Annotated in this window: 15 protein-coding genes; 4 read left to right on the forward strand and 11 right to left on the reverse strand. The window is 75.2% G+C overall.

Annotated elements, in window-relative coordinates; genetic code table 11:
* Positions 1-309 precede the first annotated feature (309 nt).
* Positions 310-1836 (reverse strand): family 16 glycosylhydrolase, encoded by a 1527-nt coding sequence (locus tag IFT77_RS17465; RefSeq protein ID WP_371741024.1) that lies wholly within the window; start codon positions 1834-1836, stop codon positions 310-312.
* An 88-nt stretch (positions 1837-1924) separates the two neighbouring features.
* On the reverse strand, positions 1925-2926 hold the full coding sequence (locus IFT77_RS11000; protein WP_192169999.1) for an EamA family transporter: 1002 nt from the start codon (positions 2924-2926) through the stop codon (positions 1925-1927).
* A gap of 106 nt (positions 2927-3032) precedes the next feature.
* On the opposite strand from IFT77_RS11000, the gene IFT77_RS11005 reads away from it, so the two are divergent.
* Positions 3033-3593, forward strand: a complete 561-nt coding sequence (locus IFT77_RS11005) for a CGNR zinc finger domain-containing protein (protein WP_123547627.1) — start codon at positions 3033-3035, stop codon at positions 3591-3593.
* Between the two features lie 49 nt (positions 3594-3642).
* Here IFT77_RS11005 and IFT77_RS17340 read toward each other — a convergent pair whose 3' ends face one another.
* The 8 genes from IFT77_RS17340 to IFT77_RS11045 all read right to left on the reverse strand — a co-directional run bounded on the left by IFT77_RS17340 (position 3643) and on the right by IFT77_RS11045 (position 13427).
* Positions 3643-5844, reverse strand: coding sequence for an Ig-like domain repeat protein (locus tag IFT77_RS17340; protein ID WP_192170000.1), 2202 nt, complete (start codon positions 5842-5844; stop codon positions 3643-3645).
* A gap of 107 nt (positions 5845-5951) precedes the next feature.
* Positions 5952-6752, reverse strand: a complete 801-nt coding sequence (locus tag IFT77_RS11015) for a DNA-formamidopyrimidine glycosylase family protein (protein ID WP_192170001.1) — start codon at positions 6750-6752, stop codon at positions 5952-5954.
* 221 nt (positions 6753-6973) lie between these two features.
* Positions 6974-8827, reverse strand: a complete 1854-nt coding sequence (locus IFT77_RS17470; protein ID WP_192170002.1) for a copper homeostasis protein CutC — start codon at positions 8825-8827, stop codon at positions 6974-6976.
* Positions 8824-9915: an asparaginase gene (locus tag IFT77_RS11025; protein WP_371741025.1), complete on the reverse strand. Its 1092-nt coding sequence runs from the start codon at positions 9913-9915 to the stop codon at positions 8824-8826. Before IFT77_RS11025 ends, IFT77_RS17470 begins: the two co-directional genes overlap by 4 nt.
* A gap of 39 nt (positions 9916-9954) precedes the next feature.
* Entirely contained in the window at positions 9955-10890 is a 936-nt protein-coding gene (locus IFT77_RS11030) for an amino acid ABC transporter permease (protein ID WP_192170003.1), read from the reverse strand.
* The gene (locus tag IFT77_RS11035) at positions 10887-11531 is read right to left on the reverse strand and encodes an amino acid ABC transporter permease (protein ID WP_133738194.1); all 645 of its coding nucleotides are present in this window, start codon (positions 11529-11531) and stop codon (positions 10887-10889) included. Before IFT77_RS11035 ends, IFT77_RS11030 begins: the two co-directional genes overlap by 4 nt.
* Before the next feature lie 139 nt (positions 11532-11670).
* Entirely contained in the window at positions 11671-12630 is a 960-nt protein-coding gene (locus IFT77_RS11040; RefSeq protein ID WP_244638737.1) for a glutamate ABC transporter substrate-binding protein, read from the reverse strand.
* A gap of 68 nt (positions 12631-12698) precedes the next feature.
* Positions 12699-13427, reverse strand: coding sequence for an amino acid ABC transporter ATP-binding protein (locus IFT77_RS11045; protein ID WP_192041376.1), 729 nt, complete (start codon positions 13425-13427; stop codon positions 12699-12701).
* Between the two features lie 219 nt (positions 13428-13646).
* Between IFT77_RS11045 and IFT77_RS11050 the strand changes: the two genes are divergently transcribed.
* Entirely contained in the window at positions 13647-14831 is a 1185-nt protein-coding gene (locus IFT77_RS11050) for an ROK family transcriptional regulator (protein WP_192170004.1), read from the forward strand.
* 15 nt (positions 14832-14846) lie between these two features.
* Here IFT77_RS11050 and IFT77_RS11055 read toward each other — a convergent pair whose 3' ends face one another.
* Complete coding sequence (locus IFT77_RS11055) at positions 14847-16169, reverse strand: esterase family protein (protein ID WP_192170005.1); 1323 nt, start codon at positions 16167-16169, stop codon at positions 14847-14849.
* A gap of 320 nt (positions 16170-16489) precedes the next feature.
* Here IFT77_RS11055 and IFT77_RS17475 point away from each other — a divergent pair, with 320 nt between their 5' ends.
* Together IFT77_RS17475 and IFT77_RS11065 are read left to right on the forward strand one after the other, a co-directional pair.
* Positions 16490-18661 (forward strand): bifunctional lysylphosphatidylglycerol flippase/synthetase MprF, encoded by a 2172-nt coding sequence (locus tag IFT77_RS17475; protein WP_371741026.1) that lies wholly within the window; start codon positions 16490-16492, stop codon positions 18659-18661.
* The gene (locus tag IFT77_RS11065) at positions 18658-20082 is read left to right on the forward strand and encodes an esterase family protein (protein ID WP_192170007.1); all 1425 of its coding nucleotides are present in this window, start codon (positions 18658-18660) and stop codon (positions 20080-20082) included. Before IFT77_RS17475 ends, IFT77_RS11065 begins: the two co-directional genes overlap by 4 nt.
* The last annotated feature ends 37 nt before the right edge of the window (positions 20083-20119 follow it).

The following is a 20119-nucleotide window of genomic DNA, read 5'->3' on the forward strand; positions in this document are numbered from 1 at the left end:
CGCGGCGAACAGCCCTCTGATCAGGGCTCGTTCGTCGGTCCGCTCGTTCGGTCGCGGGCAGGCGAGGTGGTGCAGGGCTCGGACTCCGTGGACGTCGGGCCAGGGACTTCGGGTCTCCCGGCCCGGCGGATCTCCTCCGCCGTGCAAGAGCAAACCTATCGACGGGCCGAGGGCCGTATAAGGGGTGCGCTGTCCCCAGTGAGGGGGCGCGCACGGCGCGCCTTCGGGGGGTGCCGGGCGGCGGTGGCCCCCGGGCTGGGGCGGCGGTGCCGTAGCGGCGGAGGCGCGTCAGGCGATAAGGGGAAGGGCTCAGTTCCGGTGGACGCGGATCCAGTCGACCTTCATCTGCTGCGGCAGCACCGTGGTGGCGTCCGGGTAGCCCGGCCACTGGCCGCCGACGGCGACGTTGAGCACGAGGAAGAACGGGGCGTCGAACACCCACGGGTCGCCCCCCGTGCTCGCGCGCGTGACGCGGTGGTAGACCTGCCCGTCGACCGACCACTCGATCGACCCGGGCTTCCGGTCGACCGCGAACGTGTGGAAGGTGTCCGCGAAGGCCCAGCCCTGGGGGTGCCGGTAGGTGCCGCTGATCGCCTCGCCTCCCGAGTAGCCGGGACCGTGCGCCGTGCCGTGCACGAGGTGGGGCTCGCGGCCGATGTTCTCCATGACGTCGATCTCGCCCGCGGCCGGCCAGCCCTTCGAGGGCAGCTCGGCGCCGAGCATCCAGAAGGCCGGCCAGATGCCCTGGCCCCGTGGGACCTGGATCCGCGCCTCGATGCGTCCGTACTGGGGCTCGTACGTGCCCTGCGTGGTCAGGCGCGCGGAGGTGTAGGTCCCGTTCGCCTCCTTCCGCGCCGTGATGACGAGGGCGCCCGCTCCGTCGAGCGCCGAGTTGGCCCTCGACGTCGTGTACGTCTGCAGCTCGGCGTTGCCCCAGCCGCCGGCCCCGGTCTCGAGGTTCCAGGTCGCCGGGTCGGGAGCGCTGCCCGCGGCCCCGTCGAACTCCTGTGCCCAGACGACCCCGGCAGGCAGCGCGGCGGTGCGTCGCACGCCCAGCGTGTCGCGGCCGTCGCCGTCCCAGTCGCCGACGAGGGTGGTGTCCCCTGCCCGCCCGTAGGCCTGGACGCGGTCGGCCTCGCCGCCCGCGAAGGAGTCGCTGACGAAGTAGGTCGTGGCGCGGCGCACGACTGGGGTGTCGCGACCGTCGCCGTCCCAGTCGCCGACGTACACCTGGTCGTCGGCGCGGCCGAAGGTGAAGGCGACGTCGGCGGCGCCTCCGGCGATGGTGTTCTTGAGGTGGAAGGCGTTCTCCCGGCGGATGCCGAGGGTGTCGCGGCCGTCGCCGTCCCAGTCGCCGACGAGGACGAGGTCGTCGGCCCGGCCGTAGGCGAGCACCTGCTCGGCGGCGCCGCCCGTGAGCCGGTTCGTGAGGTGGTAGGTCGACCCACGGCGGATGGCGGGCGTGTCCACGCCGTCGCCGTCCCAGTCGCCGGTGAGCGCGACGTCGGACGGCGTCCCGAAGCGGCCGGTCCGGAGGTCGCCGCCGCCGCCGAGCACGTCGTCGAACGCGAAGGTCGCGTCGCGACGGGTCGCGAGGCTGTCCGCCCCGTCGCCGTCCCAGTCGCCGACGTGGACGGCGTCGCCGTCGCGCCCCCAGGTGAAGGACCGGTCCGCGTCGCCGCTCCACCGGTCGTTGAGGAAGTACTGCGTGCCGACGCCCCCGACGGCGCCGCCGGAGGCGGTGGCGCCGGAGGCGGTGGCCGGGAGGCCGCTCGCCACCGTCGCACCGACGCAGATGCCCGCCACCACGATCGCCGCCCGTGCTCGTCGTCCCACGATGTCGTCCCCCCTCGCCGGCGACCCCGCCGGACCCTGACGGCCGTCCTCGCGGAGGCGAGGCCCGGCCGGTCGATGTGGCCCGACCCTACCGGCGCGGGGGGCCGTCCACCACCGTCGACGAACGCTCGACCGGGTCGGCGAGCGTCGAGGCGAGCACCTCGGGCGACGGGCCCGGCTGGTCGGCCCCGGCGTCCGACCGCACGGCGACGATCCCGGCGACGATCAGGACGCCTCCGACGAGCTGCCACGGGGTCAGCGCCTCGTCGAGCAGCACCCACGCCCAGGCCGCGGCGGCCGCGACCTCGAGCAGGCCGACGAACGACGCCAGCCGCGACCCGAGCATCGAGCTCGCGGTGATGCTCGTCGCGTAGGCGACGGCGGTGGCGACGACTCCGATCACCAGCATCGGCACCCACCAGGCGACGACCCCGCCGAGCACGACCACATCGTCCGCCGACGCGGTGAAGGGCACCAGCCCGGTCAGGCCCAGCAGCCCGAGCAGCGCCGACCCGACCAGCAGCCCCGAGGCGGCGAGCGCCACCGGGGGCAGGTCGCCCGACGGCTGCGCGGCGATGACGAAGTACCCGGCGCAACAGACCATCGCGAGGACGCCGAAGAGCAGGCCGAGGGGGTCGAGCGCTCCCCCGCCGCTCGGCGACACGACGAGCACGAGCCCGGCCGCGGCGATCGCGGAGCCGATCAGCACGACCCCGGCCGGCCGACGCCGCGAGACGACCCACGCGACGGCGACGAGCAGCAGCGGGGCCATGTACTCGAGCAGGATCGCCGTGCCGACTGGGATGTGCTGGATCGCCGCGAAGTAGAACACCTGCGTGCCCGCGACGCCGACGACAGCCATCCCGAGCACGCGCCGCCGCGCCCGCCAGATCGGTCGCAGGTCGAGGCGCAGCGCCGCGAGGGCGACCGGAGCGAGCAGCGCGCCCCCGACGAGGGCGCGAAGAGCCACGGCGGCGACCGGGCTCCAGCCGGAGGCGAGCAGCGGCTTGACGAAGGGGCCCGACACCCCGAAGGAGGCGGCGGCCACGACTGCGACGATCAGTCCGGTCGTGAGGTGGCGGCGGTCCACGGCTGCTCGTCTCGTCAGGGGCACCGGACGTCGGGGGCGACCGTCGCATCAGGGCCTAAAGGGTGATGAGTCCTGACAGTAGACTGGTCACGAGTAAGGAGTCAATGTGCTTTTCGCCCCTGACACGGAAGACGTGCTGGAGTTCGACGCGACGATCCTCAACACGGCCGCCCGAGCGACCCGCAGCGGCGTCGACCAGCTCGCCACGACCGATCAGCTGGCCGAGCTGATGACGCGCTTCGGCTTCTCCGGCCGGTTCGACGGCGACGAGGCCGAGCTCGAGGCCGTGCGGCAGGCCCGCACGCGCCTCCGTCAGCTCTGGACCCTCGACCGCGACGCGATGGTCGAGGCGGTGAACGAGCTGCTCGCGCGGCTGCAGGCGGTGCCGCGGCTCGTGCGGCACGGCGACCTCGACTGGCACGTGCACGCCACCCCGCAGGAGGCGCCCCTCGCGGACCGCATCCTCGTCGAGGCCGCGATGGCCCTCGTCGACGTCGTCCGGACCGACGAGACCGGGCGCCTCCGCGAGTGCGCGGCGGACGACTGCGACGGCGTGCTCGTCGACCTCTCGCGGAACGCCTCGAAGCGCTTCTGCAGCGTGCGCTGCAGCAACCGCGTGAACGCGGTCGCGTTCCGCGAGCGGCGCGCGGCCGACCCGCTCGCGTAGCGCGCCGCGGCAGGCCGTCAGGCCGTCAGGCCGTCAGGCCGTCAGGCGATCAGGCGGTGCGGCCGCGGCGGCGTGCGGCGACCAGCACGACTCCGGCGGCGGCGAGCGCGAGGCCGAGGGCGCCGGCCGTCCAGGCGACGAGCGACGATCCCGTGAAGGCGAGGCGCGCCTCCTCGTCGTCGGCGACGGGCGCGGCCGCCACGGGTGCCGACGTGGCGGCCGGCACCGCGGGGGCTGCGGGATCGGCGGGCGCCGGGACCGGCGCAGCGGCCGTGCCGATCCGGAACGACGCCGTGGCCTCGGCGGACGCGTAGACCGCGTCGCCCGAGTACGCCGCGGTCACCGTGTAGCTGCCGTCTGCCAGGTCGGGGACGGTGCAGGCGACGGTCGGCAGGGTCACCGTGCAGAGGGTCGTGGCTCCGGTCGAGAAGACGACGGTGCCGGTGGCGTCCGCGGGCAGCCCCGTGACGCTCAGCTGTGCATCGCCGTCGACGACGACCGCGCCGGCAGCCAGGGTGACGGGGGTGGTGAGGACGACGAACGAGCCGAGGTCGGCCCGGGTCGGCTCGTGCGCGGCGTCGGCCTGGTCGTAGTCGACACGGACGGCGGTCGACGGGTCGGCGTCGGCCGTGCACGTCGCCGTGGACGTCGCTCCCGACGCGGCCGGCACGAGGTCGGCCTCGCAGAGCAGCTCCTCGGTGGCCGAGTCGACGAACTCGACCGTGCCGAGGGGCGCCGTCGGGTCGGTCGCCGCGGCCGAGGCGACGTCGGCAGTGAAGACGGTGGACGGGCCGGTGGTGCCCGGCGTCTGTCGGCCCGAGGACGACGTGACGACCGTGGGCTCACGCACTGCCGAGACCTCGAGCTGCGACGTCGCCGCGGCGGAGTCGGTCGACGACACGGTCGTGAGCACGGTCAGGGCGCCCGCAGCGTCGGCGGTCGCCGTGTACGGCACGGTCAGGACCGGCAGGGAGGCGCCCGGCGCGAACTCGGGAGAGGGCACGACGGTGCAGGTCACGGTCTGGCCGGAGACGGTGCACGCCCAGCCGGTCGCCGCGGTCGGCAGCGTCGGGGCGAGCCCCTCGGGGAACACGAGCGTCGCCACCACGGGCTCGGCCTCGGCGCCGCCGTCGGCGCTGACCGACGCGGCGACGCTCACGGTCGAGCCGCGGGTCGGCACGACGGTCGCGCTGCCCGACGTCGTCTGCGCGAGCACGGGGGCAGGGCCGACGAGGGTCGTCGCCCGGGCGTTCGCGATCTCGTGGTAGTCGGACAGGCTCCCGGTGCCGCCGGTCCAGCCGAAGGTGAGCTTGTAGGGCACGCCGGTCGTGGGGTCGTACCAGGAAGGGTCGGTCGACGAGCCGAGGAGCGAGGGCAGGGGGCCCTGGGTGATCGTCGGCGCGCTGCCGAAGCTCCCCTGGAGACTCACCACGTAGCTGCCGGCCGGCACCTCGAGGCCCGACGGCGAGGTGACGGTGTCGGCCGAGGGGTTCACGGCCACCTCGACGGGGACTCGACCGGCCTCGTCGCGGACGCCGTCGAACCCGCGCAGGTTCCCGTCGACCCGGGTGCTGCTCAGGACGCAGTAGCCCGTCGACCCGTTGCCGGGGCCGCGGAGAGTCAGGGCGTTCGAGCCCGCCCCGCCGACGGGCGGGCACGAGTTCCCGCTGAAGGCGGGGTTGGCGAAGTTGCCGTAGGCGTCCAGCCCCACGCCCAGGTAACCGTTCGCGAGGCCGAGCTGCGAGTCCTGCGGGCTGTAGCCCAGCGAGCCGCCGATGCCTCCGAGGCGCGTCGGCACCTCGGGGTCGAAGGGATCCGTCGCCGCGAGGTAGAAGGTGAGGCCGTCGGCGGCGCCGCCGCCGTACTGCCACGAGTCGAAGGTGACGTCGAGGCCCTGAGCGGTGGGCACCGAGACGGTCGACCCGACGCCGCCGGACTGGCTCGTGCCGGTGTCCGTGAGGCGGAGCGCTCCCGAACCCTCGGGGTCGTTCGCGAAGCGGCACCCGGGGATCGGCGAAGCGGCGACGTCGGTGCCTGCGGTGAGGCAGGCCACGTTGCCCGACGGCGTCGTCGGGAGCAGGAAGTCGGGCCCGGCCGAGGCGCCACCGAAGCTCTGGTCGAGGAACACCGTCTGCGCCGGAGGAGCCGCCTGGGCGGCACCCGCACCGGAGAGGAGCAGGGCACCGGCGACGGTGGTCGCGGCGAGCCCGGCGGCGGCACGGCGGAGGAAGGGGGAACGGAGAGGGCGCATCGGGATCCGGCTTCGTCGGGTGGTCTCGCTCGTCGAGACGTGCTGAGAGTAAGGGATGAGAGGCGCATACCGCCAGGTATCGGCGTGTCGTGTCGGCGGCGGTGCGCTCAGCGGACCGGCTGGCAGCTCGGGCACCACCAGGTGCGGCGCCGGCCGGGGTCGTCCGCGACCTCGGCACGCACGAGCACGGTCGTGCCGCAGCGCAGGCACGGGCGCCCGGCGCGCCCCGCCACCCAGTGCCGCTCGCCGCGCCGCGTGTTCCCCGTCGTCGTCTGGAACATGCCGGGCACCCGCACCGACGCCTGCAGCCCCCGCGCCGCGACCCGCACGAGCGCTGCCGCGTCGACCGCGCCCACCGGGGTGAACGGCGAGACCCCGCGCAGGAAGCAGACCTCGTTCGCCCACAGGTTGCCGAGCCCGGCCAGCACCCGCTGGTCGAGCAGCACGGCCGCCACCGTGCGGTCCGGGTCGGCCGCCTCGATCCGTCGCCGGGCTTCCGCCGGGTCCCAGTCGTCGCGCAGCGGGTCGGGCCCGAGGTGGCCCACCACGGACCGCTCGTCGCGGGTGTCGAGCAGCTCGACCACGGGCAGGTCGAGGCCCCACGCGGTGGAGCCGGCCTCGGTCTGCAGCCGGACCCGCGCCTCCTTCGCGACGGCCGTGGGGAGTCGCCGACCGGGCCGCGTGATCGTCCACGAGCCCTGCATGCGGAGGTGCGTGTGCAGCGTCCGCCCGGTGTCGAAGCGCGTGAGGAGGTGCTTGCCGTGGGTGTCGTGCTCACGGATCGTCCACCCCGCCAGGGGCGTGCCCGCGGCGGCGCCCGACCGCAGCTCGCCGCTCGTCAGCCGCTGCCCGTCGAGGGACGCACGGAGGCGCGCGGCCAGTCGGAAGACGCTGTCACCCTCGGGCATGCGGGCAGGCTAGCCGCCGCCTCCGACACCCGTCCCGCACGGCCGGACCGCGAGCACAGCCGGACCCTGCGCACGGCCCGGACCACTCACGGCCGCGCCGCGCGCACGACTCAGGAAGTCCAGCCCGTCAGTTCCTGGATCGTGCACGGTTCAGGAACCAAGCTCCTCTCCTCGCAACACGCAGGAGCCATCTTCCTGAATGAAGAGAAGAGCGGCCGCGGCTACTCGGCGAGCAGGTCCGCCCGCGACCACGAGTCGACGACGTTCCCCCGCCCGCCGGCGCGGAACGCGAGCACCGCGGCGCCGATGCGCCCGCCGTGCGTGCCGAGCTCGGACAGGCGCACCTCGGGCGCGGCCCGCCAGGCCAGCCCGGCCGCGAGCTCGGCGCGCAGCGGGTCGACGAGGGCGGCGCCCGCGCGGGACACTCCCCCGGCGAGCACGATCACGGCCGGGTCGACGAGCAGCGTGAGCGACGTCAGGCCGAGCGCGAGGGCCCGGACGCCGTCCGCCCAGACCCGGTCGGCGACCGCGTCGACGCCGGTCCCGACGCCCTCGACGCCCCCGACCCGCGCGACGACGGCCGCCGTGTCGAGCCCGGGCAGTCCGCCGAGGGCCGCGTACCGCCGGGCGACGCCGGCCCCCGACAGGTAGACCTCGAGGCAGCCGTGCTGACCGCAGGTGCAGGCCTCGCCGCCGGGCACCGCCGGCACGTGGCCGAGCTCGCCCGCCGCCGTCAGGGCCCCGCGGACGGCGTGGCCGCCGCTCGTGATCGACGCCGCCACGCCGGTGCCGACGGCGACGAGCACCGAGTCGGCGACCCCCGCCGAGGCGCCGAACAGGCTCTCGGCCAGGCCGCTCGTCCGCACGTCGTGGTCGATCTCGACGGGCACCCCGAGCTCGGCGGAGAGGATCGGCCCGAGCGGCACGTCCGTCCAGCCGAGCGTGGACGCGAAGAGGACGACGCCGCGCTCGGCGTCGACCATGCCCGGCGTCACGACGCCCACCCCGACGACGTCGTGCCCCGAGGTCCGTGCGGCGGCCCGCAGCTCGTGCAGGAGGCCGACGACGAGGTCGACGGACTCCGCGCCCGTGGCTCCCGCCGCGACCGAGAGGGAGAGGACGGTGCGCCCCGAGTCGTCGACCACCGCCCCCTTGAAGGAGGTGCCCCCGATGTCGACCGCGACGACCGCGGACCGGGACGGGGCCGGGTCGGGCACCGCGCCTCCTGCGTCCTCGCCGCCCTGGAGGTCCGCCGAGTCAGCGACGTGGACGGCGTCGGCAGGGCCCGCGGCCTCCGCGACGCCCGCGACGGTCGAGCTGCCCAGCCCGCGCCCGACGGCCGCGAGGAACTCCGCGACGACGGCCGGGTCGGTCCGCAGCGTCCCGTCCCCGCGCGGCGACGGCGACATCGCCCGCAGGTGCACCGAGGAAGCGCGGGTCGCGGCGAGCAGGGAGCCCACGCCCTCGGCCCGGACCCCGCCGCCGACGAGCACCTCGGGGGCGTCGGGGCTCGCGGCCGACCGCCGCACGAGCTCGGCCAGCACGTCCGCGCCCTCGGCCGCGGTGCCCGGTCCGCCCGCCGTCAGGACGCGGCGCACGCCGAGCGACCGCAGCACGTCGTACGCGGCGAGCAGGTCGGGCGTGGCGTCGATCGCCTTGTGGAACGTGACGGGCAGCGGACCGGCCGCGGCGAGCAGCCGGCGCATCGCCGGCACGTCGACCTCGGAGGCGGGGGTCAGGGCCCCGAGGACGACGCCGACCTCGGTCCCGCCCTCCTGGCCGGCGGGGTGCTCGGTCGACAGCGAGGCCGCGAGCACCGCGAGCGCCTCGAGATCGGCGCACATGACGTCGAGCTCGCCGTCGTCGTACGTGAAGTCGCCGCCGCGCGGACGGACGATCACCTGCACGCCGACGTGCCGCACGGCCCGGAGCACGGAGCCGACCAGCCCGGCGCTCGGGGTGGTCCCGCCCTCGAGCAGGTCGGCGCAGAGCTCGATCCGCTCGACGCCCGCACGGTCGGCCACCAGCGCGCCGTCGAGGTCGTCGACGCAGAGCTCGACGACGACGTCCGTCACGAGGCGTCGACCCCGGCGCCGCGCGCCCCCGCGACCCACGCCGCGACGTCCGCCCCGACCCGGATCTCGCCGACGGGCACCCCGCCGCCGAGCACCGGCAGCGCGGTCAGCGACCCGGCCCCGGAGACGTCCACGCCGAGCGCCCCGAGCACCTCGAGCGCGACCAGCGTCGTCGCCCGCGGGCTGCCGTCGACCACCTTCATCGACACGGCCTCGCCGGTCGACGTCGCCATCCCGATCACGCCCTCGGCGCCGCCCTTGGCGAGCAGGCCGGGCACGCGGGTCATGGCGTCGCTGTTGGCGTGGGCGTTCCCGCCCACGTAGAAGGGGTGCGCGCGCATCGCGTCGGCGACGCGGCGGGCGTTCGACCCCGCCGGCGCCGTGACGAGCGCCCGGAACGACCGCGCCAGCCCCTCGACGGTCGTGCTGAAGAGGGGTGCGCCGCAGCCGTCGACGGCCGTGGCCTCCACGGTCGTGCCGGCCACCGCCTCCAGCGTCCGGCGGACGAGCTGCTGCAGCGGGTGGGCAGGGTCCAGGTAGGAGGCGGTGTCCCAACCCGCGGACACGCACGCCAGCAGCATGGCCGCGTGCTTGCCCGAGCAGTTCATGCGGACGCGCGACCGGGTCTCGCCGTCGCGGATCAGCCGCTCGCGCGTCGCCTCGTCCTCGGGCCAGTCGACCGGGCAGCCGAGCGCCGACTCGTCGAGCCCCGCGCGGGCGAGGATGCGGCGGACGACCTCGACGTGCGCGTCCTCGCCGGTGTGGCTGCCGGCCGCGATGGCGAGCTCCTCGCCGTCGAGGTCCGCCCCGGCCTCGAGGCAGGCGAGCGCCTGCACGGGCTTGGTCGTCGAGCGCGGCAGCACCTGCGTCGCGCCGCTGCCGAGGTCGGCCGCGACGCGCCCCTCGGCGTCGAGCGCGACCAGCCAGCCGAGGTGCCGGCTCTCGACCACGCCCGAGCGCACGACGACGGCGAGCTCGGCGAGCGACGCGGCCGGGGCTGACGGTGCCGCAGGGCTGGCCGGCGTCGGCTTCGGCGTCGGCGTCGGCGTCGGCAGACCGTCGGCACGGGAAGGGAGGGAGGGGGCCACGGTGTGCTCCTTGGTGACGGGGAGGGCAGGGAGGGAGGGTCAGTCGAGCGCGGGCGCCGAGGCCGGCGCCGGCACGGGAGCCGCCGCGCGCCGGGGGCTGCGCCGCGACGGCCGTGCCCGCAGGCGGGCGGCGAGCGTCGACAGCGCCCCGTTGAAGACGAGGTACACGAGCGTCACGACGAGGAACGTCTGGATGAGGAGGTGGTTGAACGACGACAGCACCTGGCCGCGGTAGAGCAGCTCGGTGAACGCGACGATGTAGCCGAGCGAGGTGTCCTTGACCAGGCTGACCAGCTGGGTCACCAGCGACGGCGTCACGAAGCGGAGCGCCTGCGGCAGCACGACGAGCCGGGTCGTCTGCGCCGACGAGAGCCCGAGGCTGAGCCCGGCCTCGCGCTGGCCGCGCGACAGCCCGAGGATCCCCGCGCGGACGATCTCGGCGAACGCGGCCGAGTTCGCCACGGTCAGCGGCACGACCAGCTTCCAGATCAGCGGCAGGTCGAGGCCGAGCTGCGGCAGCCCGAAGAGCATCAGGTAGATGAGCAGCAGCACGGGCACCGTGCGGGCGACCTCGATGTACGCGGTCGAGAGCCAGCGCAGCGGGCGACGCGGGCTCAGCCGCCCGAGTGCGAGCAGGAGGCCCAGCGCGCCGCCGAGCACCGCGACGAGGGCGGCGGCCTGGATCGTGCCCCAGAGCCCCACGAGCAGGTACTGCCAGATCGGCCAGGAGAGGAACGGCGCCCAGCGGTCGGCGTCGAGCTGCCCGCGCGAGCCGAACTGCACGAGCCCGGCCGCGACGAGCCCCGCGAGGGCGAGCACGACGACGACCGACCAGAGCCGGATGGCGCGTCGCGTGCGCGGGCCGGGCTCGTCGTAGAGCGAGACCGTGGGCGCCTTCCGGACGGAGGCGGAGGCGGAGGTGACGGCAGCCGCACCGCTGCCAGGACGGGAGGAGGAGGTGGTCGGCGTGGTCATCGGACGATCGCCGCCTTTCGTTCGAGGCGTCCGGCGCCGAGGCCGATGACGAGGGCGAGCACCATGTAGACGAGGCCGGCGGCGGTGAAGATCAGGATCGGCTGGGCCTGGACGAGGTTGAGCTTGTTGACGGCGCTGGTCAGCTCGACGACGCCGACGGCCGCGGCGAGCGCCGTGTTCATCGTGAGCGCGATCATCACGTTGCCGATCGGCTGCACCGCCGCGCGCAGAGACTGCGGCAGCACGACGAGCCGGAGGGTCTGGCCGAGGGTCAGCCCGAGGGCCCTGCTCGCCTCGATCTGGCCGTTGCCGACCGTGTTCACGCCGCTGCGCACCGCCTCCGCCACGTAGGCGGCCTCGTAGAGGGCGAGCACGAGCACCGTGGTCGGTGCGAGCGGCATGATCAGCCCGGCGTCGGGCAGGGCGAAGACGGCGAGGATCAGCAGCGCCAGCAGCGGCACGTTCACGAAGAACTGCGTGTACGCCCAGGCGGCGCCGCGCAGCACGGGCACCGGGCTGATCCGGGCGGCGGCGACGAGCGTGCCGAGCACGAGGGCCCCGGCGCCGGCGACGAGCGCCATCACGATCGTCGTGCCGAGGGCCGTGAGGAGCGGCCCTGCACTGTCGACGAAGAAGTCCATGGGGTCTTTCGGGCCGAGGGCGGGTGGGGCAGGTGGAGCAGAGGAGAGCAGGAGGTGCGGCTGCAGCGACGGGGCCGGGCGCCGGCCGGCCGTCGGGTCGCCCCGACGGCCGGCCGGCGCACCGGCGCCCGCGGTCCGGCTAGGAGCCGGGGACCGAGCCGATCTCGGGGGCGTCGGGGGTGTCCGACTCGACGGCCGCGCCGAGGGTCGCGTCCCAGACCTTCGCCCAGGTGCCGTCGTCCTCGATCTGCACGAGCCAGTCGTTGATGAACGCCTTGAAGTCGGCGTCGTCCTTGGCGAGGCCGATGCCGTAGGCCTCGGTCGTGAAGGGCTGGCCGACGACCTTGATCGAGTCGTCCGACGCGGCGTTCGAGGCGAGCAGCGTGAAGTCCTGCACGTACGCGTCGCCACGGCCCTGCTTGAGGGCCTGCATCGCCTGCGGGTCGGTCGCGAACGACACGAGCGTGGCGGTCGGCTGCTCCTCGGGCACGGCGGTGACGGCGGGCGTGTTGGCGCCGACGATGACCTTCTTGCCGCCCAGGTCCTCGATGCCCTTGATCTCGTCGTTGTCGGCCTTCACCGCGACGGCCAGGCCGGACTCCAGGTACGGGCCGGCGAACGAGATCTGCTCGGCCCGCTCCTCCGTGATCGTGTACGTGTTGAAGACGACGTCGACGGTGCCGTTCTGCAGCAGGGCCTCACGGGTCTCGGAGGCGGGCGGGACGATCTCGACGTTCGGCTCGCCCAGGATGTAGATGGCGAGCAGCTTGGCGAGGTCGGCGTCGAAGCCCTGCACGTCGTCGGGGTTCGACGGGTCCTGCTGCGAGAGCAGCGGCGCGTCGAGGGCCTCGCCCACGATCAGCTTGCCGCGCTCCTTGATCTTGGCCATCGTCGAGTCGGGCAGGATGTCGGCTGCGTCCGCGACGACCGCGTCCGCGTAGACCTCGTCGAGGGCCGAGGCGGCCGAGGAGGCGCTGGGGTCGGTGCCGGGGACGGCCGAGCTGTCGCTCGAGCAGGCCGCGAGGCCGAGCATGGCGACGACGGCGACGGCTGCCGGGACGACCCGACGCCGGCGGAGGGGGGAGGGGGAGGTGCGCAAGGTGGTGCCTCTCTTCGATGGGGCTGCTGTGGGAGGTGGTGCTGCGGGAGGTGCGGAGGGGGAGGAGGTCAGTGGGTGAGGATCTTCGACAGGAACGCCTTCGCCCGGTCGGACTCGGGGTGGTCGAAGAAGGTGGCCGGGTCGGCCTGCTCGACGATGCGGCCGTCGTCCATGAACACGACGCGGTCGGCGGCGCGACGGGCGAAGCCCATCTCGTGGGTGACGACGATCATCGTCATCCCCTCGGCGGCGAGGGAGACCATCACGTCGAGCACCTCGTTCACCATCTCGGGGTCGAGCGCCGACGTCGGCTCGTCGAAGAGCATCACCTTCGGGCGCATGGCGAGCGCGCGGGCGATGGCGGCGCGTTGCTGCTGGCCGCCCGAGAGCTGGGCGGGGAAGGAGTCGGCCTTGTCGGCGATGCCGACCCGGGCGAGCAGCTCGAGCCCGTGGGCCTGGGCGTCCTTCTTCGACTCCCCCCGCACGGTGATCGGCGCGAGCGTGACGTTGTCGAGGATCGTCCGGTGCGCGAAGAGGTTGAACGACTGGAACACCATGCCGACGTCGGAGCGGAGGGCGGCGAGCGCCTTGCCCTCCTCGGGCAGCCGGACGCCGTCGACGAGGATCTCGCCGCTCGTGGTCGTCTCGAGCCGGTTCAGGCAGCGGCAGAGCGTGGACTTGCCCGAGCCGGAGGGGCCCACGACCACGACGACCTCGCGCGGCGCCACGCTGAGCGTGACGTCCTTGAGGACGTGGTGCTCGCCGAAGTGCTTCTGGACGTCGCGCATCGTGATCATGTCGTTGGCGCTGGTGCCTGAGGCGGTGCTGTCCACGCTGGTGCCGCTTTCTCGAGAGGTGCGGCGAGGGGGCCGCGTCGCCGTCCGGTGAGGTCGTCGTCCGTGTGGGACGGGAACCTACTGTGCGATTGTTACACGTAGATTTCGATCAACTTCGTGCAATACTGGAGCAACGCGACCGGCCTGACCAGGTTCGCGACCGATCATCGCGAGGGGCCCATGACGACGACCGAGGCGTTCCGTGCCCCTCCCCGCCACACGCCCCAGGCCGTCGAGGTGCTGCGTCCGCTGAGGACGGGCGCCGCGAGGTCACGCGCGGACCTCGCCAGGGCGACGGGGCTGTCGCCCTCGACCGTCGCCTCCCGCGTCGAGGACCTGATCCGTCTCGGCCACGTCGTCGAGACGGGCGAGGGCGCGTCGCGGGGCGGCCGCCGTCCCCGGCGGCTGCAGATCCGGGGCGACGCCGGCCTCGTCGGCTGCGTCGACCTCGGCGTCGACCGCGCCTCCTTCGGCCTGGTCGACTTCTCGGGCGCGCTGCTGGCCGAGCGCCACGTGGCCCTGGACGTGGCCGAGGGGCCGACCGCGGTGCTGTCGGCGTCGCTCGCGCACCTCCTCGGGATGCTCGACGAGCTGGGCGACCCTGGGCACGCCCGCCTGAGCGGCCTGTCGGTGGGCGTGCCCGGCCCCGTCTCGTCGACGACGGCGCGCATCGTCTCGCCCTCGCGCATGCCCGGCTGGAACGGCGTCTCGGTCGCCGAGGTCGTGCAGCGCGAGATCGACCTGCCCGTCGTGGTCAACAACGACGCGAACCTCATGGCGGCCGGCGAGCTCGTGGCCGAGGGCGACGAGGCCGTGCCCGCCGACCAGGTCTTCGTCAAGGTCGGCTCGGGCATCGGCTGCGGCATCGTCTCGCGCGGCGAGCTCTACACGGGCAGCAACGGCTGGGCGGGCGACATCAGCCACGTCACGGTGCCCGGCGCGACCGCCGTCCCGTGCTCGTGCGGCCGCACCGGCTGCCTCGACGCGCTCGCCTCGGGCAACGCGCTCGTGCGCGAGATGCAGCTGGCCGGCCACGACGTCTCGACCGTCGAGGCGATGATCGACCTGGCCCGCGACGCGCACCCCCTCGCCACCGGCCTGCTGCGCGGAGCCGGGGTCATGACGGGCGGCGTGCTCGCGACCATCGTCAACTTCTTCAACCCCGACCGGCTCGTGCTCGGCGGCGTGCTGGCCGACTCGGACGTCTTCGTCGCCGGCGTCCGCTCGACCCTCTGGGCCGACTGCCTGCCGATGGCGACCGACCAGCTGACCGTCGAGGTCACGCGGCACCAGGGCTCGGGCGGGCTGCGCGGGGCGGGGCGGGTGTTCCTCGACCAGGTGTTCTCGGTGCGCGGCCTGGCCTGAGCTCGCGCGGTGTGCTCAGCCTGCGGCGAGGCCGGAGCGCGCCTCGAACCAGGCCAGCCCGTCGGCGAGGCCGATCGACGCCGTGTGCCAGTCGTGTGCGCTGGCCGGCACCCGCTCCGTCACCACCGCCATGCCGGCCGCCCGCGCGGCGGTCGCGACGACCGGCATCGCCGGGCCGTACCGGGTGTCGTCGGCACCGACCGCGAAGAACGCCGCGGAGCCCGGGTACGGAGCCCCTGCCGCGAGCACCGCGACCGGCTGGGCAGCGTCGTACGCGCGGCGGTCGCCGCCGAAGCCCAGTCGGATCGTCCGCGCGACACCGCCGTCGAGCTCGGGGCCGAGCTGCCCCGACACGTCGACCAGCGACCCGAACGTCCCCCGGTGGCCCGCGGCCAGCTGCACCGAGCAGGTGCCGCCCTGCGAGAAGCCGCCGATCGCCCACCCTGCCCCGGTCGGCAGCACGTGCAGGTGCGACGAGACCCAGCGCGGCACGTCGACCGTCAGGTACGTCGCGCTGTTCCCGAGCGCTCCGTCGACGCACATCGGGTTGCTCGTGGGTCGGCCCAGCTGGTCGGGCATGACGACGATCGGCGCCAGCCCGGAGTGCGCGGCGGCGAGCGAGTCGAGCGCCGACGGCACCTGGCCGGCCTCGACGAGGTTCTCCGCCGAGGCGCCCGGCCCCTGCCCGGAGAGCAGCACCACGACCGGCAGGGCCGGCGGGTCCGCGGTGAGCGCGGCGGGCGGCAGCCAGACGATCGCGGGCCTGGCGGGGAAGCCGGACGTCGTCCCCGGCAGGTCGACGCTGCCGAGCCTGCCCCGGGCCGGCATCCCCGCCGGAGCACGCCAGGTCGACCACGGAGTCGACCCGTCGGCGGTCTCGCCGGTGGTCGCCGCCTCCCCCGCCGGGATCCGCAGCGGCGACACCGTCGAGCGCCCCGTGAGGGCCGCCACCGTCGGGAACAGCCCGGCGTCGCGGTTCACCGCCAGGCCCGCGGCGAGCACCACGGACACGACGGCGACGGCGGCGAGCGCCCGACGACCGGCCCCGCCGCGCACCGCCGCGACGACGAGCGCGCCGGTCGCCGCGCCGAGGAGTGCCACCCAGATGCGGTCGACCCAGGTCGGCGGCACGTCCGCGACGTCGAGCACGTCGCCGAGCCACCAGGAGGCGGCGGCACCGATCCCGGCACCGGCGGCGGCCGCCGCGACGACCCAGGCCCAGCGCCGTCGATCGCGGAGCCGCCCGCGGAGGGCGGCCAGCATCAGGGCGGCAGCCACGAGGTCGACGACGAGCAACGTCCAGGTCGAGACCAGCGACAGCTCCCACAGGTCGGACATCGGCACTCCTCACCACTCGTGACCGCACGACGACGCGCGCTCACCCGTCGATGCCGCGCGCACCCTCGTGCGCGAGCGCGGGTCTGCGCGGGTCCCGCGGGTGTGCGTGCGGCCGGCGACCGAGGTCGCCGGGCGTGCCGCCAGTCGACCACGGCACCGTCCCCCGCCGCGTCGCCCCCGAGGCCCACCGCGTCCGCCGACCGGCCGGCCGACGGCAGCCGATCGGCCGGACGGGCCCGGCCCTGCGGCGGCCGTTCGGCCGGGGCGCACCCTCCTCCCGGGCGATGTCACCACCACGTCCGAGGACGAGACTCAGCGTCGTGAGCGAGCACACGACCACCTCCGACCCGGCGACGCCGTCGAGCTCTGCCGTCGAGACCGCCAGCTCGGCGAGCAGCTCCGGCATCGGCGCCGGCACCGCAGCCGCCGGTGCCGCCGCCGCACGTCTCCGACGGTGGCACCCGCTCGCCCTCCTCGCGCTGCTGGCGGGCGCCTCCTGGGTCGTGGTCCGCGGCCTCTCCGACGGCCACCCGCACTGGGCCGGCAGCGTGGTCGGCGTCGCGCTCACGGTCGCGGGCGTCGCCTGGGCCGAGGAGCGCCTCGGCACCCGCCGCGCAGCTGCGATCGCCGTGCTCGGCTCCGTGCTGGCCGTCGTGCCCGCCGTGTTCCTGCTGCGGCTCGGCGAGGCCGTCGGCGAGCAGTTCTCGGAGTTCGCGGAGACCGACCGCGTCTGGTCGCCGACGGTCACGCTCGTCGTGGTCGTCGCCGCCGCGAGCCGGGGGCTGGCGCCCGCACGCCGCCAGGGGGTGCGTGCGGCGCTCGTCGCCGTCGTCCTCGCCGCGCTGCTCTTCGGCGGGCACGGCGGCGACCTCGCCAGGTCGGCGGCGCTCCTGGCGGGCCTCGCCCTCGGGCGCCGGCTCGTCCCGCTCTCGACCCGCTCGGCCTGGCACGACGAGACCGCACGCAGCGCCAGGACCATCGCCGCCACGACGCTCGGCACGGTCGCCCTCGGCTGGGCGATCGCCGCTGTCGGCCGGGACGCGGTCGGCGTCCTCTCCCCGATCGCCGACCTGCTCGACCCTGCGGCGACGATCGCGGCCATCGGCGTGCTGGTCCTCGCCGTGGCCCTGCTGCTGCGGGGCCGGCGCCTCGGCCTCGTCCTCGCCGTCGCGGCCCTGCTGCTGATGACCGGCCTGCTCGCCTGGTACTTCACGGTCATCCCCCTCGCCGACGACTGGTTCACCTGGACCGGCGTGCCCTCCGGCGAGCTCGAGTGGCAGGTCGCCCTGCTGCTCGTCTGGCTGGTTCCCGCGGCGAGCATCGTCGTGCTGCTCACCCGTCGTCAGGCGTTCGGCCGCCGCGCGACCGGGAACGGCGCCTCCGACGACCGCCAGCGCGTGCTCGACCAGCTCGCCCGCTCGGACGCCGGCTCTCTCGGCTACATGGGCACCTGGGCGGGCAACAGCCACTGGTTCGCGGCCGACGAGGCGACGGCAGACGAGGAGGCGGCGGTCCCGTCGGGCGCGCACCGCGCCTCCTGCGACGGCTCGGTCGCCTACCGCGCCGCCCACGGCGTCGCCCTCACGGTCTCCGACCCCGTCAGCAGCGAGACGGAGGCGGCCGAGACGATCCGCCGCTTCGCCCGCTGGTGCTCGACCCAGGCCCTCGTGCCTGCGTTCTACAGCGTCCACGAGCGCCATCTCGGCACCTTCGCCGAGCTCGGCTGGAACGTGACGCCGGTCGCCGAGGAGGCGGTGCTCGACCTGGCCGGGTTCACCACCGCGGGCAAGAAGCGCCAGGACCTGCGCACCGCCGTCAACCGCGCCTCGAGGGACGGCGTCGAGGCCGTCTGGGGCACGTGGGCCTCCCTGCCGGACCGGCTCCGCGCGCAGGTCGAGTCGCTGAGCGACGACTGGGTCGACGCGAAGGCGCTGCCCGAGATGGGCTTCACGCTCGGCGGGCTGGCGGAGCTCGACGACCCCGACGTCCGTGTGCTGCTCGCCGTGGACGGCGCAGGGCGACTGCACGGGGTGACGAGCTGGCTGCCCGTCCGGCGCGGGGGCGTCCTCGTCGGCCGGACCCTGGACGTCATGCGGCGCGGGGCCGACCCGATGCCCGGCGTCGTCGAGTTCCTCATCACGACGGCGGCCCAGACGTTCCGGACGGAGGGGCTCGAGACGTTGAGCCTGTCGGGCACGCCGCTCGCCCCGGCGCGTCCGGACCTGCCCACGACCCTCGTGAGCCGCGGCGTCGCCCGCCTGATGGCCCTCACCGGCCGGGTCCTCGAGCCGTCCTACGGCTTCAGCTCGCTCGCGCGGTTCAAGGCCAAGTTCGACCCGCGCCACGAGACCCTCTGGCTGGCCTGCCCGAGCGCCGCCGACCTGGCGCCGATCAGCCGCGCGCTGGCGGCGGCCTACGTGCCCGGGCTGCAGGCTCGCCAGGTCGTCGCCGCACTGGGCGCCGCCCGCGGCAGGAAGGAGACGGGCCGATGACCGACCTGCTCGCGAACGTGCCCCTGACCTCCTCCTGGCTGCTCGCCGGCGTCTGGGCGGTCGCGGCCGTGCTGCTCGTGCTCGTGGCGCGCCCGCCGCGACCGGCCCGCGGGTCGGCCGAGACAGCGGGGACAGCGGGGACGGCGGCATCGGCCGGGACAGCCGGGGAAGGCGACCGCCGCACGACCCGGCGCCGCTGGTGGCGGCGCCTCACGGTCGCCGCGCTGGTCGGCGCGGTCGCCGGGGCGCTGACGACCTGGGTCGCCGGGGTCGTCCTCGACGTGGCCGGGGTTCCGCCGACGCCGGTCGACGCGGCCTGGATCACCGCCTCCTCCGCCGCCGTCGCCGTGGCCGTCGTCGCCCTCTGGCGCACCTCGGCCCTGCGCAGGGTGACGGCCGTGCTGGGCGTGGTCGTGTTCCTGCTCGCGGGGGCGCTCGCCGTGAACCGCGACGCGGGGGCGTACCCGACCCTCGCGGCAGCCCTGGGCGTGGACACCGCTCCGGCGCTCGGGGCGGTGCCGGGTGCAGGGGCGTCCGCGTCGTCGAGCACGACGTTCGACCCGACCCTTTGGTCGACCTGGAAGGCCCCCGCCGACATGCCGACGAAGGGCCGCTGGGGCACCGTGCACATCCCCGGCGCGCAGTCGGGGTTCCCGGCCCGCGAAGCCATCGTCTACCTGCCGCCCGCCGCGCTCGTCGCCGACGCCCCGGCCCTGCCCGTCGTCGTGATGATGTCCGGCCAGCCGGCGAACCCGGAGGCGGTCGTGACGGCGGGCCACCTCGTCTCGACCCTGGACGCCTTCGCGGCCGCGAACCACGGCCTCGCGCCCATCGCCGTCGTGCCCGACCAGCTCAGCGCCGACGACCACAACCCGATGTGCGTCGACGGCGCCCTCGGCGACAGCGCGACGTACGTCACGACCGACGTCGTGCAGTACGTGTCGTCGCACTACCACGTGGCCTCGGGCCCCCGAGCCTGGACGGTCGGCGGCTTCTCGCAGGGCGGCACCTGCTCGATCCAGTTCGGGGCGGCGCGGCCCGACCTGTTCGGCTCGATCGTCGACGTCTCGGGCGAGCTCGGCCCGTCGGTCGGCTCGCCCGAGGAGACGATCGACGCGGGCTTCGCGGGCGACCGCGCGGCCTACGACGCCGCCCAGCCGCAGGCGATCATGACCGCTCACGGGCGCTATGACGACACCGCCGCCTTCTTCGCGGTGGGAGCCGACGACCCGACCTTCGCGGCGTTCGAGCAGGCGAACTCCGCCGCGGCGGCCGCGGCGGGCATGACCGTGACCCGGTACACGTCGCCCGGCAGCGGCCACGACTGGACGACGGCGACCAACGGGTTCGCCGTCGGGATCGGCGATCTCTACCCGCGCATGGGCCTGGCGGCGACGGCCCAGGTGCCGCAGCTCGGCTGACGGTGCCGGCGCCGGGTCTAGCCTCGTGTCGTCCGGG

Source organism: Frigoribacterium sp. CFBP 13729 (genome assembly GCF_014841875.1).
GTDB lineage: Bacteria > Actinomycetota > Actinomycetes > Actinomycetales > Microbacteriaceae > Frigoribacterium.